The 13,930-nt window shown below is 64.4% G+C and carries 14 protein-coding genes; 7 read left to right on the plus strand and 7 right to left on the minus strand.

The genetic code is table 11. The features are described from left to right. Window positions 1–51 precede the first annotated feature (51 nt). The 5 genes from leuA to ACM14_RS15465 form a co-directional block, all read right to left on the minus strand. Complete coding sequence (gene leuA / locus ACM14_RS15445; protein WP_065346626.1) at window positions 52–1,743, minus strand: 2-isopropylmalate synthase; 1,692 nt, start codon at window positions 1,741–1,743, stop codon at window positions 52–54. A gap of 226 nt (window positions 1,744–1,969) precedes the next feature. Next, on the minus strand, window positions 1,970–2,803 hold the full coding sequence (gene pssA, locus ACM14_RS15450) for a CDP-diacylglycerol--serine O-phosphatidyltransferase (protein ID WP_012206663.1): 834 nt from the start codon (window positions 2,801–2,803) through the stop codon (window positions 1,970–1,972). Between the two features lie 210 nt (window positions 2,804–3,013). Next, on the minus strand, window positions 3,014–4,030 hold the full coding sequence (gene ilvC, locus ACM14_RS15455; protein WP_012206664.1) for a ketol-acid reductoisomerase: 1,017 nt from the start codon (window positions 4,028–4,030) through the stop codon (window positions 3,014–3,016). A gap of 72 nt (window positions 4,031–4,102) precedes the next feature. Beyond that, window positions 4,103–4,594, minus strand: a complete 492-nt coding sequence (gene ilvN, locus ACM14_RS15460) for an acetolactate synthase small subunit (protein WP_012206665.1) — start codon at window positions 4,592–4,594, stop codon at window positions 4,103–4,105. Between the two features lie 154 nt (window positions 4,595–4,748). After that, window positions 4,749–6,530, minus strand: a complete 1,782-nt coding sequence (locus ACM14_RS15465) for an acetolactate synthase 3 catalytic subunit (RefSeq protein WP_065346631.1) — start codon at window positions 6,528–6,530, stop codon at window positions 4,749–4,751. Between the two features lie 277 nt (window positions 6,531–6,807). Between ACM14_RS15465 and ACM14_RS15470 the strand changes: the two genes are divergently transcribed. From ACM14_RS15470 to ACM14_RS15495, 6 genes are read left to right on the plus strand one after another with little or no spacing between them, the layout of a single operon-like run. Continuing rightward, window positions 6,808–7,380, plus strand: coding sequence for an RNA polymerase sigma factor (locus tag ACM14_RS15470; protein WP_013801505.1), 573 nt, complete (start codon window positions 6,808–6,810; stop codon window positions 7,378–7,380). Further along, window positions 7,377–7,835 carry a DUF3619 family protein gene (locus tag ACM14_RS15475; RefSeq protein ID WP_013801504.1) on the plus strand — a complete coding sequence of 153 codons (459 nt, stop codon included), beginning with the start codon at window positions 7,377–7,379 and terminating at the stop codon, window positions 7,833–7,835. The genes ACM14_RS15470 and ACM14_RS15475 overlap by 4 nt, the downstream gene beginning before the upstream one ends. 20 nt (window positions 7,836–7,855) lie before the next feature. Further along, window positions 7,856–8,707, plus strand: coding sequence for a DUF3106 domain-containing protein (locus ACM14_RS15480; RefSeq protein ID WP_013801503.1), 852 nt, complete (start codon window positions 7,856–7,858; stop codon window positions 8,705–8,707). Window positions 8,708–8,736: 29 nt separating this feature from the next. Then, window positions 8,737–9,282 (plus strand): RDD family protein, encoded by a 546-nt coding sequence (locus ACM14_RS15485; protein ID WP_034396055.1) that lies wholly within the window; start codon window positions 8,737–8,739, stop codon window positions 9,280–9,282. A 40-nt stretch (window positions 9,283–9,322) separates the two neighbouring features. Further along, window positions 9,323–9,736 carry a diacylglycerol kinase gene (locus ACM14_RS15490; protein ID WP_043819740.1) on the plus strand — a complete coding sequence of 138 codons (414 nt, stop codon included), beginning with the start codon at window positions 9,323–9,325 and terminating at the stop codon, window positions 9,734–9,736. After that, the gene (locus ACM14_RS15495; protein WP_012206672.1) at window positions 9,733–10,326 is read left to right on the plus strand and encodes a TIGR00730 family Rossman fold protein; all 594 of its coding nucleotides are present in this window, start codon (window positions 9,733–9,735) and stop codon (window positions 10,324–10,326) included. Before ACM14_RS15490 ends, ACM14_RS15495 begins: the two co-directional genes overlap by 4 nt. A gap of 101 nt (window positions 10,327–10,427) precedes the next feature. Here ACM14_RS15495 and ACM14_RS15500 read toward each other — a convergent pair whose 3' ends face one another. Together ACM14_RS15500 and ACM14_RS15505 are read right to left on the minus strand one after the other, a co-directional pair. Beyond that, window positions 10,428–10,766 (minus strand): P-II family nitrogen regulator, encoded by a 339-nt coding sequence (locus tag ACM14_RS15500; protein WP_012206673.1) that lies wholly within the window; start codon window positions 10,764–10,766, stop codon window positions 10,428–10,430. 71 nt (window positions 10,767–10,837) lie between these two features. Next, window positions 10,838–12,487 carry an NAD+ synthase gene (locus ACM14_RS15505; RefSeq protein WP_065346627.1) on the minus strand — a complete coding sequence of 550 codons (1,650 nt, stop codon included), beginning with the start codon at window positions 12,485–12,487 and terminating at the stop codon, window positions 10,838–10,840. A gap of 86 nt (window positions 12,488–12,573) precedes the next feature. Here ACM14_RS15505 and ACM14_RS15510 point away from each other — a divergent pair, with 86 nt between their 5' ends. Further along, a complete protein-coding gene (locus tag ACM14_RS15510) occupies window positions 12,574–13,797 on the plus strand; it encodes a GNAT family N-acetyltransferase (RefSeq protein ID WP_065346628.1) in 1,224 nt (407 codons plus the stop codon). Window positions 13,798–13,930 lie beyond the last annotated feature (133 nt).

Below are 13,930 nucleotides of genomic sequence, written 5' to 3' on the forward strand. Positions count from 1 at the left end.
GCGATGAAAAAAGCCGGTGCGCTTGTGGCTGCACCGGCTCGGGAACGAAATTCAGGCGGCGACCGCCTCCTGCTCCACCGCATTCTCGGCGGAGGGAACACGCTGCAAGCCCGACATGATGGCCCGGAACGAGGCAGAGACGATATTCGCATCGACCCCGACGCCGTAGCACACGTGGGACTCGTTCACGCGCAGTTCCACATAGGCGATGGCCTTGGCGTTGGCGCCTTCGCCAATGGCGTGCTCGGCATAGTCCAGCACGCGCACCGCGCGGCCGCTGTGCTCGCTCAGCGCCTGCACGAAGGCATCGATCGGGCCCGTGCCCTCGGCCTCAATCGTGCGCTTGCCGCCCTCGACGGCCAGGTCGGCCGACAGGCTGACCACACCATCGTTCTCGCTCAGCCGGTAGTGCGGTGCCTGCACGGATTGCAGGCCGTATTCGCGCTGGAACAGATTCCACAGGTCGGCGGCAGCCAATTCCTTGCCGCTGGCATCCATCTCGCGCTGCACGACCTGGCTGAACTCGATCTGCAGGCGGCGTGGCAACTGGAGGCCATATTCGCTTTCAAGCAGATAGGCGATGCCGCCCTTGCCCGACTGGCTGTTGACGCGAATGACGGCCTCATAGCTGCGACCCAGGTCCTTGGGATCGATGGGCAGATAGGGCATGTCCCAGACGTCGCCTTCCTTGCGGTCGGCGAAGGCCTTCTTGATCGCATCCTGGTGCGAGCCAGAGAACGAGGTGTAGACCAGATCGCCCACGTAGGGATGGCGCGGGTGCACGGGCAACTGGTTGCAATGCTCGACCGTGCTGCGGATGCCGTCGATATCGGAGAAATCCAGGCCAGGCGACACGCCCTGGATGTACATGTTCAACGCCACGTTGACCACGTCGAGGTTGCCCGTGCGCTCGCCGTTGCCGAACAGGCAGCCTTCGAGGCGGTCGGCACCGGCCATCAGCGCGAGCTCGGCCGTGGCCGTGCCCGTGCCGCGATCGTTGTGGGGATGGACGGACAGCACGATGGAATCACGGCGCTGGATATGGCGGTGCGTCCACTCCACCATGTCGGCAAACAGATTGGGCGTGGAATGCTCCACCGTGGTGGGCAGGTTGATGATGCACTTGTGCTCGGGCGTGGGCTGCCATACATCGGTGACGGCATCGATGACGCGCTTGGAAAACTCCAGCTCGGTGTCCGAATACATCTCGGGCGAGTACTGGAAGGTCCACTGCGTCTGGGGGTAGCCGGCAGCGATCTCGTTGAACATACGGGCATTGGTGGTGGCCAGCTCGACGATCTCGTCTTCACTCATGTTCAACACCACGCGGCGCATCACGGGCGCGGTGGCGTTGTAGAGATGGACGATGGCACGGGGCACGCCTTCGAGCGCTTCGAAGGTACGGCGGATGAGGTGCTCGCGCGCCTGGGTCAGCACCTGGATGGTCACGTCATCGGGAATGCGGTTTTCCTCGATGAGCTTGCGCATGAAGTCGAACTCCACCTGCGAAGCGGAGGGGAAGCCGACCTCGATCTCCTTGAAGCCGATCTTCACCAGCTGCTCGAACATGCGCATCTTGCGATCGATGTCCATGGGCTCGATCAACGCCTGGTTGCCATCGCGCAGATCCACGCTGCACCAGATCGGAGCCTTGGTAATCGTCGCGTCGGGCCAGCTGCGATTTTGCAGACGCACGGGAGCGAAAGCGAACGGACGGTACTTGGTCGAAGGGTTTTGCAACATGGCTGAAGTGCTTTCTATCGTCTAGGTAAAAACAAGACCCACCTGCTCCAGCGACCCCACAAATGCAAAACGGCCCGTCGCTGGTGCAAACGGGCCGTGAAAGTAGGTATGTACGCGCGCGCTACTGTCTCTGCCCGTTGGACATCAGTAGTAGAGCTAGCGACAGGTATTGCATTCGAACGACTTTAGCACAGGTTCACAAAGGCTGTGAAGATGCTGCGCCGCATCACTTGTGCAGGCCGCGCTCCTCGGGCTCGTCGGTCGAGGTGCTGATGACGCTGGTGCGCTGGCCCTTGGCCTTGCGCCAGGCGTAGACGCCATAGCCCGAGAAACCGTAGAGCAGGAACACGCCGAACAGCACGATGGGCGGGTGGATGTTGATGATGGCAATGCCCAGCGCAATCAGCACGATGGCGGCAAACGGCACGCTCTTCTTGAAGTGCACGTCCTTGAAACTGTAGAACGGCACATTGGTGACCATGGTCAGGCCCGCGTACAGCGTCAGGAAGAACATGATCCAGGTAATCTGCGTCCAGCTCAGCCAGGCATCCTGACCGCGCAGCAGGCCCGCCTCGTCCAGCAGCCAGATGAAGCCCGTGACCAGCGCCGCCGCCGCAGGCGAAGGCAGGCCCTGGAACCAGCGCTTGTCCACCGTGCCGGTATTCACGTTGAAACGCGCCAGCCGCAGTGCAGCGCAGGCGCAATAGACAAAGGCGGCAATCCAGCCCCAGCGACCAATGCCCTTGAGCGCCCACTCATAGGCGATCAAGGCGGGAGCGGCGCCGAAGGACACCATGTCCGACAACGAGTCCATTTGTTCGCCAAAGGCGCTTTGCGTATTGGTCATGCGTGCCACGCGCCCGTCAAGACTGTCCAGCACCATGGCGCAGAACACGCCTGCGGCAGCCAGTTCAAAGCGGCCATTCATGGCCATCACGATGGCGTAGAAGCCACCGAACAGCGCAGCCAGCGTGAACAGGTTGGGCAGGATGTAGATACCCTTGCGGCGCTTGCGCACCACCACGCCCTCAATCTCGTTGGACTCATTGTGGTTTTGCATCAATCCAGCCTCCAGCACAGCGCCTACGGGCGCGGGCAGCTATTAAAACGATAGTATTCTAAGGGAGCGGACCGCGCCGCCCCGAAAGGGTCAGTGTACCTGCGCGCCGCACCCCTTCCCTGCACGAAAAAGGCCACCCGTCGGGGTGGCCTTGTCCTGCACCTTGCGTAGGCCGCTTGCGCGACCCAGGCAAGATGGAATGCAGCAATCTCAGTTGCGGCTCTGGTCAACCAGCTTGTTCTTGGAGATCCAGGGCATCATGGCGCGCAGCTGGCCACCGACCTTCTCGATGGCGTGGTCGGCGTTCATGCGGCGGCGGGCCGTCATGCTCGGGTAGTTGGTGCGGCCTTCCTGGATGAACATCTTGGCGTATTCGCCGGTCTGGATGCGCTTGAGGGCAGCACGCATGGCTTCGCGCGACTTGTCGTTGATGACTTCGGTACCCGTCACGTACTCGCCGTACTCGGCGTTGTTCGAGATCGAGTAGTTCATGTTGGCGATGCCGCCTTCGTACATCAGGTCCACGATGAGCTTGAGCTCATGCAGGCACTCGAAGTAGGCCATTTCGGGAGCGTAGCCGGCTTCGGTCAGGGTCTCGAAGCCCATCTTCACCAGTTCCACCGCGCCGCCGCACAGAACGGCTTGCTCGCCGAACAGGTCGGTCTCGGTTTCTTCCTTGAAGTTGGTCTCGATGATGCCGCCCTTGCCGCCGCCGTTGGCCATGGCATAGGACAGGGCCAGGTCACGGGCCTTGCCGGACTTGTCCTGGTACACAGCGATCAGCGAAGGCACGCCGCCGCCCTTCAGGTACTCGGAACGCACGGTGTGGCCAGGACCCTTGGGGGCGACCATGATCACGTCCAGATCGGCGCGGGGCACGACCTGGTTGTAGTGGATGTTGAAGCCGTGGGCAAAGGCCAGCGTGGCGCCTTGCTTGATGTTGGGGGCCACGTTGTTGTTGTAGACCTCGGGGATGTTCTCATCCGGCAGCAGGATCATGACCAGGTCGGCGGACTTCACGGCGTCATCGACTTCCGCGACGGTCAGGCCAGCCTTGGCGACCTTGTCCCAGGAAGCGCCGCCCTTGCGCAGGCCGACCACGACCTTCACGCCGCTTTCGTTCAGGTTTTGCGCGTGTGCGTGGCCCTGGCTGCCGTAGCCGATGATGGCAACGGTCTTGCCCTTGATCAGGCTCAGGTCACAGTCCTTGTCGTAGAAAACTTTCATGTTGGCTCCAGGCTTCGTGTGTGTAGGGGTTGAAAAGGGGAAGGGGACAGGTTTCAGGTACGTTGCAGCGCATCAAACGCGCAGAATGCGTTCGCCGCGGCCGATGCCGCAGGAGCCGGTGCGCACGGTTTCCAGAATGGCCGTGCGGTCCAGTGCCTGCAGGAAGGCATCGTTCTTGGATTGGTCGCCGGTCAGCTCGACCGTGTAGCTCTTTTCGGTCACGTCGATGATGCGGCCGCGGAAGATGTCCGCCATGCGCTTCATCTCCTCGCGTTCCTTGCCCACGGCGCGGACCTTGACCATCATGAGCTCGCGCTCGGTATAGGAGCCCTCGGTCAGGTCCACGACCTTGACGACTTCGATCAGGCGATTCAGGTGTTTGGTGATCTGCTCGATCACGTCTTCGGAGCCATTCGTCTGAATGGTCATGCGCGACAGCGATGCGTCTTCCGTGGGGGCCACGGTCAGCGATTCGATGTTGTAGCCGCGGGCCGAGAACAGGCCCACCACGCGCGACAAGGCTCCCGGCTCGTTTTCGAGCAGCACGGCAATGATGTGTTTCATGAAAGAAAGATTCCTCTTTTCGCTGCCCTCCCCCGGCGCCGGTAAACGTCGGGCTTGGCAGGCAATAGATTCGTCAAAGGGGCCGCCTCGAGGACGGCTCACTGGAACGGATGCGGCAGGAATGAACCCGGGCAGATCCCGCAAGGGACCATGCTCAGAGGTCGTCAGCCCCCAGCAGCATCTCGGTGATCCCACGGCCGGCCTGCACCATGGGGAACACATTCTCGGTGGGATCGGTACGGAAGTCCATGAACACCGTGCGGTCCTTGAGCTTGCGTGCCTCGCGCAGGGCGGGCTCCACGTCCTCGGGGCGCTCGATCAGCATGCCCACGTGACCATAGGCCTCGGCCAGCTTCACGAAGTTGGGCAGCGAGTCCATGTAGCTGCTGCTGTAGCGGCCCGAATACTCGATCTCCTGCCACTGGCGCACCATGCCCAGGTAGCGGTTGTTCAGCGACACCACCTTGACCGGCGTGTTGTACTGCAGGCAGGTGGCCAGCTCCTGGATGTTCATCTGGATGGAGCCTTCACCCGTGATGCAGAACACCTCGGATTCAGGCTTGGCCAGCTTGATGCCCATGGCGTAGGGCAGGCCCACGCCCATGGTGCCCAGGCCGCCGGAGTTGATCCAGCGGCGCGGCTCGTCGAAGCGGTAGTACTGCGCGGCCCACATCTGGTGCTGGCCCACGTCGGACGTGATGTAGGCATCGGCGTCGTGGGTCATGTTCCACAGCGTCTCCACCACGTACTGCGGCTTGATGACCGAGCCATCGCCACGGCTGTACTGCAGGCAGTCGCGGCTGCGCCAGCCTTCGATGGTCTCCCACCATTGGCCCAGGGCCGCTGCGTCGGGACGGGCACTTGCCTCGCGGATCATGGAGATCAGCTCGGTCAGCACCTCCTTGACGTCGCCCACGATGGGCACGTCCACCTTCACGCGCTTGGAGATGGAAGAGGGATCGATGTCGATGTGGATGATCTTGCGCTCCACCGACATGAAATGCTTGGGGTTGCCGATCACGCGGTCATCGAAGCGTGCACCCACCGCCAGCAGCACGTCGCAGTTCTGCATGGCATTGTTGGCTTCGATGGTGCCGTGCATGCCCAGCATGCCCAGAAACTTGCGGTCGCTGGCCGGATAGGCGCCCAGGCCCAGCAGCGTATGCGTGACCGGGTACCCCAGCATGTCCACCAGGGTGCGCAGCTCGTTGCAGGCATTGCCCAGCAGCACGCCGCCGCCCGTGTAGATATAGGGACGCTTGGCAGCCAGCAGCAACTGCAACGCCTTGCGGATCTGGCCGGCATGGCCCTTGCGCACCGGGTTGTAGGAGCGCATCTCCACCTTCTCGGGGTAGCCGGCGTAGAGAGCCTTCTTGAAGGACACATCCTTGGGAATGTCCACCACCACGGGGCCGGGACGGCCGGTGCGGGCGATGTGGAAGGCCTTCTTCATCGTGTCCGCCAACTCGCGCACATCCTTCACCAGGAAGTTGTGCTTGACGATGGGGCGGGTGATGCCGACGGTGTCGCATTCCTGGAACGCATCGGTGCCGATGTAGGCCGTCGAGGTCTGGCCGCTGATCACGACCAGGGGAATGGAATCGGTATAGGCGGTGGCAATGCCGGTCACGGCGTTGGTCAAGCCGGGACCCGAGGTCACCAGGGCCACGCCGACTTCACCCGTGGCACGGGCAAAACCGTCTGCCGCATGCACGGCCGCCTGTTCATGGCGCACCAGCACATGCTGAATGGAATCTTGTTTGTAGAGGGCGTCGTAGATGTACAGAACCGCACCGCCCGGATAGCCCCAAAGCTGCTTGACACCTTCGGCCTGCAGGGACTTGACGAGGATCTCGGAGCCCATCAGCTCCTGGGATGCATGGGACTGCGACGCCGCTGCTGCCGCGCTGGAGTACTCGGCTTTGGAAATTTCCATGATCAACCTTTGTGAATTTCTCTAACGAAAAACCTTGGGTGCCCCTTGCCTGAAGCCCTTGTGAGGCCGGTGCGGGACTTAGGACCAACAGACATGGGCGAGTGAGTAAACGCCGGACCGTGACCCGTTTGCCTTTTTGAATTGCAGCAGACATTATCGCACTGCAACAAGCCTGCGCGCCATCCTGCGAAAAAAATTGACAGTGCGGTGCGATAATCAGGCCCCGCACCCGTTCAGCCCCTCATCAACGAGCCCCTCATCCGGGCCTGCGTTCCTTTTGGCAACCGAGCAAGAACTATCCGACTTCCTCAAAAGCGTAGAAAAGCGAGCCTTCAAGCGCAGCTTTTTTCACGTCCGGGATGAGGAGGCGGCGCTGGACATCGTGCAGGACAGCATGCTCAAGCTGGCGCAGCACTATGGCGACAAGCCCATCAACGAGCTGCCCATGCTGTTCCAGCGCATCCTGTCCAACAGCACGCTGGACTGGTTTCGCAGGCAAAAAACGCAGAACGCCCTCTTCACCCGCATGAGCGATCTGGAGGCGTCGGCCGGCGACGATGCGGACTTCGACTGGCTCGAAACCTATGCCGACTCCGGCCAGAACGGCGAAACCGCCCGCAGCGCCGAAGATCTGACCGAGCGGGCCCAGATTTTGCAAAGCATTGAAAAAGAGATACAGGAGCTTCCAGCACGTCAACGCGAAGCTTTCCTGATGCGTTATTGGGAAGAGATGGACGTCGCGGAGACCGCTGCCGCGATGGGGTGTTCCGAAGGAAGTGTAAAAACACATTGTTTCCGCGCCATCCAGACATTGAGCAAGGCACTGAAGGCCAAAGGAATCGAGCTATGAAGACTGCGCCCACTCTCACTCTCCACAGCGAAATGGCGGCCGACCGCATCGCACGCCGGATCACCGCGCGCCTGGGTGACGGCGAGGCGTTGCTGCCATACGACATCACCGAGCGGCTGCGCGCTGGGCGCGAGCGCGCCCTGTCCGTTCGCCGGCGCGAGCTGCGCGCTGCGCCCGTGCAGGCTGCCAGCGCAACCCAGGCCCAGGGCGGCACGCTGACTCTGGGCTCCGGCGACGAGGGCGGCACCTGGTGGCGCGCGCTGATCTCGGCCGTGCCGGTGCTGGCGTTGATCGTTGGCCTGGTGGTCGTCAACGTGCAGACGGACCAGACAGGTCTGACCGAGGTTGCCGAGGTGGATACCGCCTTGCTGACCGATGATCTGCCGCCCGCCGCCTACGCCGACCCCGGCTTCATCCAGTACCTGAAGACTTCGGCCACCAACACGGAACGCTGATCCCCGCCTTGCCTGCCTGCATGCCCACTGATTCACGCGCCGCGTTCCACCGCTCAGCCGCCGCCATCCTGGCGGCGGTGCTGTTGATGGCGCTGGCCTGGACCGGCTGGCGCGTCGTGCAGCAGGTACGGCTGGCACCCAGCACCGTCTCGCCGGCCACGATCGCAGCCTCCAAGACCTTGCACGGTGATGCAGCCACACGCCAGCGCGCCACGGACCTGGCCTCCGGCCCGCGCTGGGCAGAGCTGACACCGGCGCAGAGCAGTGTGCTTGAACCCCTGTCCGAGCGCTGGTCCATGATGGATGCGCTGCAAAAGCGCCGCTGGATGGCGCTGGCCGAGGGCTGGGACAAGCTCAGTGAAAAAGAGCAGGAAAAGCTGCGCGATCGCATGCAGACCTGGTCCAGCCTCAGCGCCCAGCAGCGCAGCCAGGCCCGCCTGAATTTCGCCCTGACCAACCGCCTGGCCACGGACAAGCGTGCCCAGTGGGAGGCCTACCAGGCGCTCAGCGACGAGGAAAAACGCCTGCTGGCCGCTCGCGCCGCGCCCAAGGCCAAGGGCGCCGCCACCGCCATAGAGCCCGTGGCTCCCAAGCGGCTGGCGCGGATTCCGGCGGCCTCGGTGGCTCCGGCCACCATTCCGAATCCGCCGAAGATTCCGCCCGCCACCATCTACAACCCGCCGCTTCCGGTACCCCCGGCCCCATCGCCTGCGGCCGTGGAAACCCATCCCGTGCGCCCGCCGGCGCTGGTGGAGACGGCGCCGGTGGAAGTGCCCTCAGCCACGCCCATGCCTTTGCCGCCCATGGAACTGCATGACAGCCCCGATGCTGCATCCCAGCCATCGCACGGCGAAGCGCCCCTCTCGCATTGACGCACTGACGCACCGATCTCCCCGTCCGCATGACGAACGCCACATCCCCCGCCTCCACCACGGCAGCCGCAATCGCAGCCTCCCCACAGATGGCCCCGCGACTGGCGCGGCGCATGGCTTGCTGGCTCTACGAGGGCATGCTGCTGTTCGGCGTGGTCTTCATTGCAGGCTATCTGTTCGGCACCCTGTCGCAGACACGCAATGCCATGGACAACCGCCATGCGCTGCAGGCCTTCATGTTCGTGGTGCTGGGCATCTATTTCGTCTGGTTCTGGTCCAAGGGCCAGACGCTGGCCATGAAGACCTGGCACATCCGCCTGGTGGATGCGGCAGGCCAGCCCGTCAGCCAGCTGCGCGCGCTGCGGCGCTATGTGTTCAGCTGGATCTGGCTGCTGCCGCCGCTGGCTGCCTATTCGACCGGCGTGCCCGCACTGACCACGCTGATGCTGCTGGTGCTGTGGGTGGCGCTCTGGGCGCTGCTCAGCCGCTTTCATCCGCGCCGCCAGTTCTGGCATGACGCATGGGCCGGCACCCAGTTGATCCACCAGGCCCCGGCACCCAGGAAAAAGCGCTGACAGGCCCAGAGGCAGCGTCGCATCTCCTACACTCGCAAGCATGCCCGCCGCATCTCCCGACCCGACCGACAGTGCACCTGTCAATCCCCAGAAAAGCCGCACAGGCCTGACGCGTGTCTGGCACGCAGCAGGCTATTCGCTGTCAGGCCTTCGCGCCGGATGGAATGAAAAAGCCTTCCGCCAGGAAGCGCTGGCCGCCATCGTGCTGATCCCTGCCGCCTTCTGGCTGGGAAGCAGCTGGATCGAGGTCGCACTGCTGGCGGGCACGGTCTTGCTGGTGCTGATCGTGGAGCTGCTCAACAGCGGCATCGAGGCCGTGGTCGATCGCATAGGCCCCGAATGGCACGTTCTGTCCAAGCAGGCCAAGGACATGGGCAGCGCGGCCGTGATGCTGGCGCTGCTGCTGTGCGCCGGCGTCTGGCTGGCCGCCCTCTATCAACGGTTCATTGCATGACAAATCCCACGTTTTCCATTTGTGTGTATTGCGGCTCGCGCCCCGGCGACCAGCCCGGATTCATCGAGGCGGCCCGCGCCACCGGCCGCTGGATCGGCGAGCACGGCGGCCAGCTGGTCTATGGAGGCGGCCGCAGCGGCCTGATGGGCGAGGTGGCCGAGGCCACGCGGCAGGCCGGCGGCCGCGTCGTGGGCGTGATCCCGCAGGCGCTGGTGGACAAGGAACTGGCCAACCATGCCTGCGATGAACTGCACATCGTCCAGACCATGCACGAGCGCAAGGCCATGATGGCCGAGCGCAGCGATGCCTTCGTCGCCCTGCCCGGCGGCATAGGCACCTTCGAGGAATTGTTCGAGGTCTGGACCTGGCGCCAGCTGCGCTACCACGACAAGCCCATCGGCCTGCTCAATGTGGATGGCTACTACGACAGCATGCTGCAGTTCCTGCAGACCTGCGTGGGCCATGGCTTCATGGGCGAGTGGCAGATGGGACTGATCGAAAGCGGCAGCGACATCCCCACGCTGCTGCAATCGCTGGTGCAGAACGCCGGCACGGGCCTGGAGACTGCGCCCTTGCGCGCCGTGATCTGAACAGAAGCGGAAACGGAAACGGCCACCCTTGAGAGGATGGCCGCCAGCGTCGAGATATCAGGAATGCAGGGCGCCGAATGCGCCCTGCCCTGCTCTCGGACTCAAATGGCTCCGTCGTCGAGCTCGCCGGTACGGATGCGCACCACGCGCTCCACGGCCGTGACGAAGATCTTGCCGTCACCGATCTTGCCCGTACGCGCCACGTTGACGATGGCATCCACGCAGCGGTCCACGTCCTCGGTGCGGACCACGACCTCGATCTTCACCTTGGGCAGGAAGTCCACCACGTACTCAGCGCCGCGGTAAAGCTCGGTATGGCCCTTCTGGCGGCCAAAGCCCTTGACCTCGGTGACGGTCAGGCCGTTGACGCCGCAGTCGGCCAGCGCCTCGCGGACCTCTTCCAGCTTGAACGGCTTGATGATGGCGGTGATCATTTTCATGGGGTGAACTCCTCAGTGCATGCAATACGGGGCAAGACGGCTGGCTGGGAAACCCCGCCGCCTCAGGTGCTTCAAGCGCGAAAGCGGTTGGTGATGGGGTAGCGCCAATCCTTGCCGAAGCTGCGGCGCGTCAGTCGCGGCCCCACGGGCGCCTGGCGGCGTTTGTACTCGTTGATCTGGATCAGGCGCGTCACTCGCTCCACATCGGCGCTGGCGTATCCGTCGGCCACGATGGAGGCGATGCTTTCGTTATTTTCCATGTAACGGCGCACGATGGCATCGAGCACCTCATAAGCGGGCAGGCTGTCCTGGTCTTTCTGGTCAGGGCGCAGTTCGGCGCTGGGCGGGCGCGTGATGATGCGATCCGGGATGGGGTCCAGACCCGTGCCGAACGGATCGTTGGCATTGCGCCAGCGCGCCAACGCAAAGACCTCGGTCTTGAGCACGTCCTTGATCACCGCGAAGCCGCCCGCCATGTCGCCATAGAGCGTGCAGTAGCCGGTGGACATCTCGCTCTTGTTGCCGGTGGTCAGCACCACGGAGCCGAACTTGTTGGACAGGCCCATCAGCAGGGTGCCGCGGATGCGGGCCTGCAGATTCTCTTCGGTCGTGTCCTCTGCGCGGCCCGCGAAGGCCGGGGCCAGCGCGGCCTTGAAGGCCTCGAACTGCGGTGCGATGGAGATTTCGTCATAGCGCACGCCCACGCGCTCGGCCATGTCACGCGCATCGATCCAGCTGATGTCGGCCGTATAGGGCGAAGGCATCATCACCGTATGCACCTTGTCCGCGCCCAGGGCATCGACTGCAATCGCCAGCACCAGGGCCGAGTCGATACCGCCCGACAGGCCCAGCAGGGCGCCGGGGAAACGGTTCTTGCCCACGTAGTCGCGCACGGCCAGCACCAGGGCGGACCACAGCTCCGGCAGGTGCCCTGGCTGCGCAATCACCTCGCCTGCCAGCACCAGGGCATGCCCGCCCGTGCGGACCTCCACCTGCGGCAAGGCCTCGGCAAAGGCCGGCGCGCGCGCGGCAATGGAGCCGTCCGCCTGCACGGCAAAGGAGCAGCCATCAAAGACGATTTCATCCTGGCCGCCAACCAGATGTGCGTAGACCAGGGGCAGGCCGGTCTCGCGCGCACGCGCGGCCAGCGTGGCTTCGCGTTCGGCCTGCTTGCCCTCATGAAAGGGCGAGGCATTGATCACGGCCAGCAATTGCGCGCCGGCCTGGGCGGCGGCGCGTGCGGGTTCGGGATGCCAGGCGTCCTCGCAGATCAGCAGGCCCACGCGCACGCCCTGCACTTCGATCACGCAGGGCGATTGGCCGGCCACAAAGTAGCGCTGCTCGTCGAACACGCCGTAGTTGGGCAGGCATTGCTTGGCGTAGCTGCATTCCACGCGCCCGTCGCGCAGCACGCTGGCCGCATTGCGCAACGCGCCAACGGCGCCCGGGTCGCGCCAGGGGTGGCCCAGCACCAGCGCCAAGCCCGGCCATTGCGCGGTCTCCAGCGCAAGCTGCTGCACGGCCTGGTCGCAGGCATCCAGAAAGGCGGGGCGCAGATACAGGTCTTCGGCCGCATAGCCGCACAGGGCAAGCTCGGGCGTCAGCAGCAAGCGTGCTCCCGTGGCATAAGCTTCACGGGCTGCGGCAATGATTTTCTGGACATTGCCGGGCAGGTCGCCCACGACAAAGTTGAGCTGGGCAGTGCAGATGGAGAGCGTCATGGAATGCAATGGAGCCAACAGGGCCGACAAGGCCACCCCACAGCGAAAGGCGGCAGCGCGCGTCACACCGGCCTGCAAGGAATGGCATGGCTGAAACCGCAATTATCACCCGCGTGCTGGACAGCGTGCAGCAGCTCGATGCCCAGGCCTGGAATGCGCTGCTGGCATCGCAGGCCGCGCCCACTCCCTTCATGCGCCACGAGTACCTGAGCGCGCTGGAATCCAGCGGCAGCGCCGTGCCGCAAACCGGCTGGGCCGGCCGCGTGGTCACGCTCTGGCAGGGCGGCGAGCTGGTCGCCGCCTGCCCGGTCTACGCCAAGGCGCACTCCTATGGCGAGTACGTGTTCGACTTTGCCTGGGCACGTGCCTACGCCCAGCATGGGCTGGACTACTACCCCAAGGGCGTGCTGGCCGTGCCTTTCACGCCCGTGCCGGGCAGCCGCCTGCTGGCGCGCACGCCCTTGCTGCGTGCAGCCCTGGTGCGCGCGGTGCGCGAATGGGCCCAGGCGCAGCAACTGTCTTCGCTGCACCTGCTGTTCAGCGATGCCGAGGATCTGGCCGCCTGCGATGCCGACGGCTGGATGCAGCGCAGCACCGTGCAGTTCCATTGGAGCAACCAGGGCGCCGATGGCGCCGGGCACGGCGATTTCGACCACTTTCTGGCGACGCTGAACCAGGAAAAGCGCAAGAAGATACGCCAGGAAAGGCGCAAGGTGCATGAGGCCGGCGTGCGCTTTCGCGCCCTGCACGGGCCGGACATGGGCGCACAGGACTGGGCCTTTTTCTACCGCTGCCACGAGCGAACCTACCTGGAGCATGGCAACGCCCCGTACCTCGAACCGGCCTTCTTCGAGGCCATGGCGCGCCAGATGCCCGAGGCCTGGCTGATGTTCATCGCCGAGCGCGACGGCCAGCCCATGGCCTGCAGCCTGATCGCGCTGGATGCTGCGGCCGCAAGGCTGTCAGCGGGCCATCCAGGCGGGCGCGCCCACGCGCCGCGGGCCCCGCAGGGAACGGCCTACGGCCGCTACTGGGGCGCACTGGAGCGCGTGGATTGCCTGCATTTCGAGGCCTGCTACTACCAGCCCATCGCCTGGTGCATAGAACGCGGCATTGCGCACTTCGAGGGAGGCGCCCAGGGCGAGCACAAGATGGCACGGGCGCTGTTGCCCGTGGTCACCCCCAGCGCCCACTGGATTGCCCACCCGTCCTTTGCCGATGCCATCTCGCGCTTTCTGGACCGCGAGGGCGAGGGCATGGCCGGCTATCTGCAGGAGCTGCAGGCCCACAGCCCGCTGCGCCAGGGGTAGGACTCAGAAGGTTTCCCAGTCGTCATCGCCCTGACCGGGCTGGCCGGGCTGGCGTGGTGCCGGCTTGCCGGCCTGCGTGGGTCCGGCGCGCGGCCGGATGGGGGGCGTGGCATCGCGCTCAAGCCGGCGGGCC

The organism is Delftia sp. JD2, from assembly GCF_001682645.1.
GTDB lineage: Bacteria > Pseudomonadota > Gammaproteobacteria > Burkholderiales > Burkholderiaceae_C > Comamonas > Comamonas acidovorans.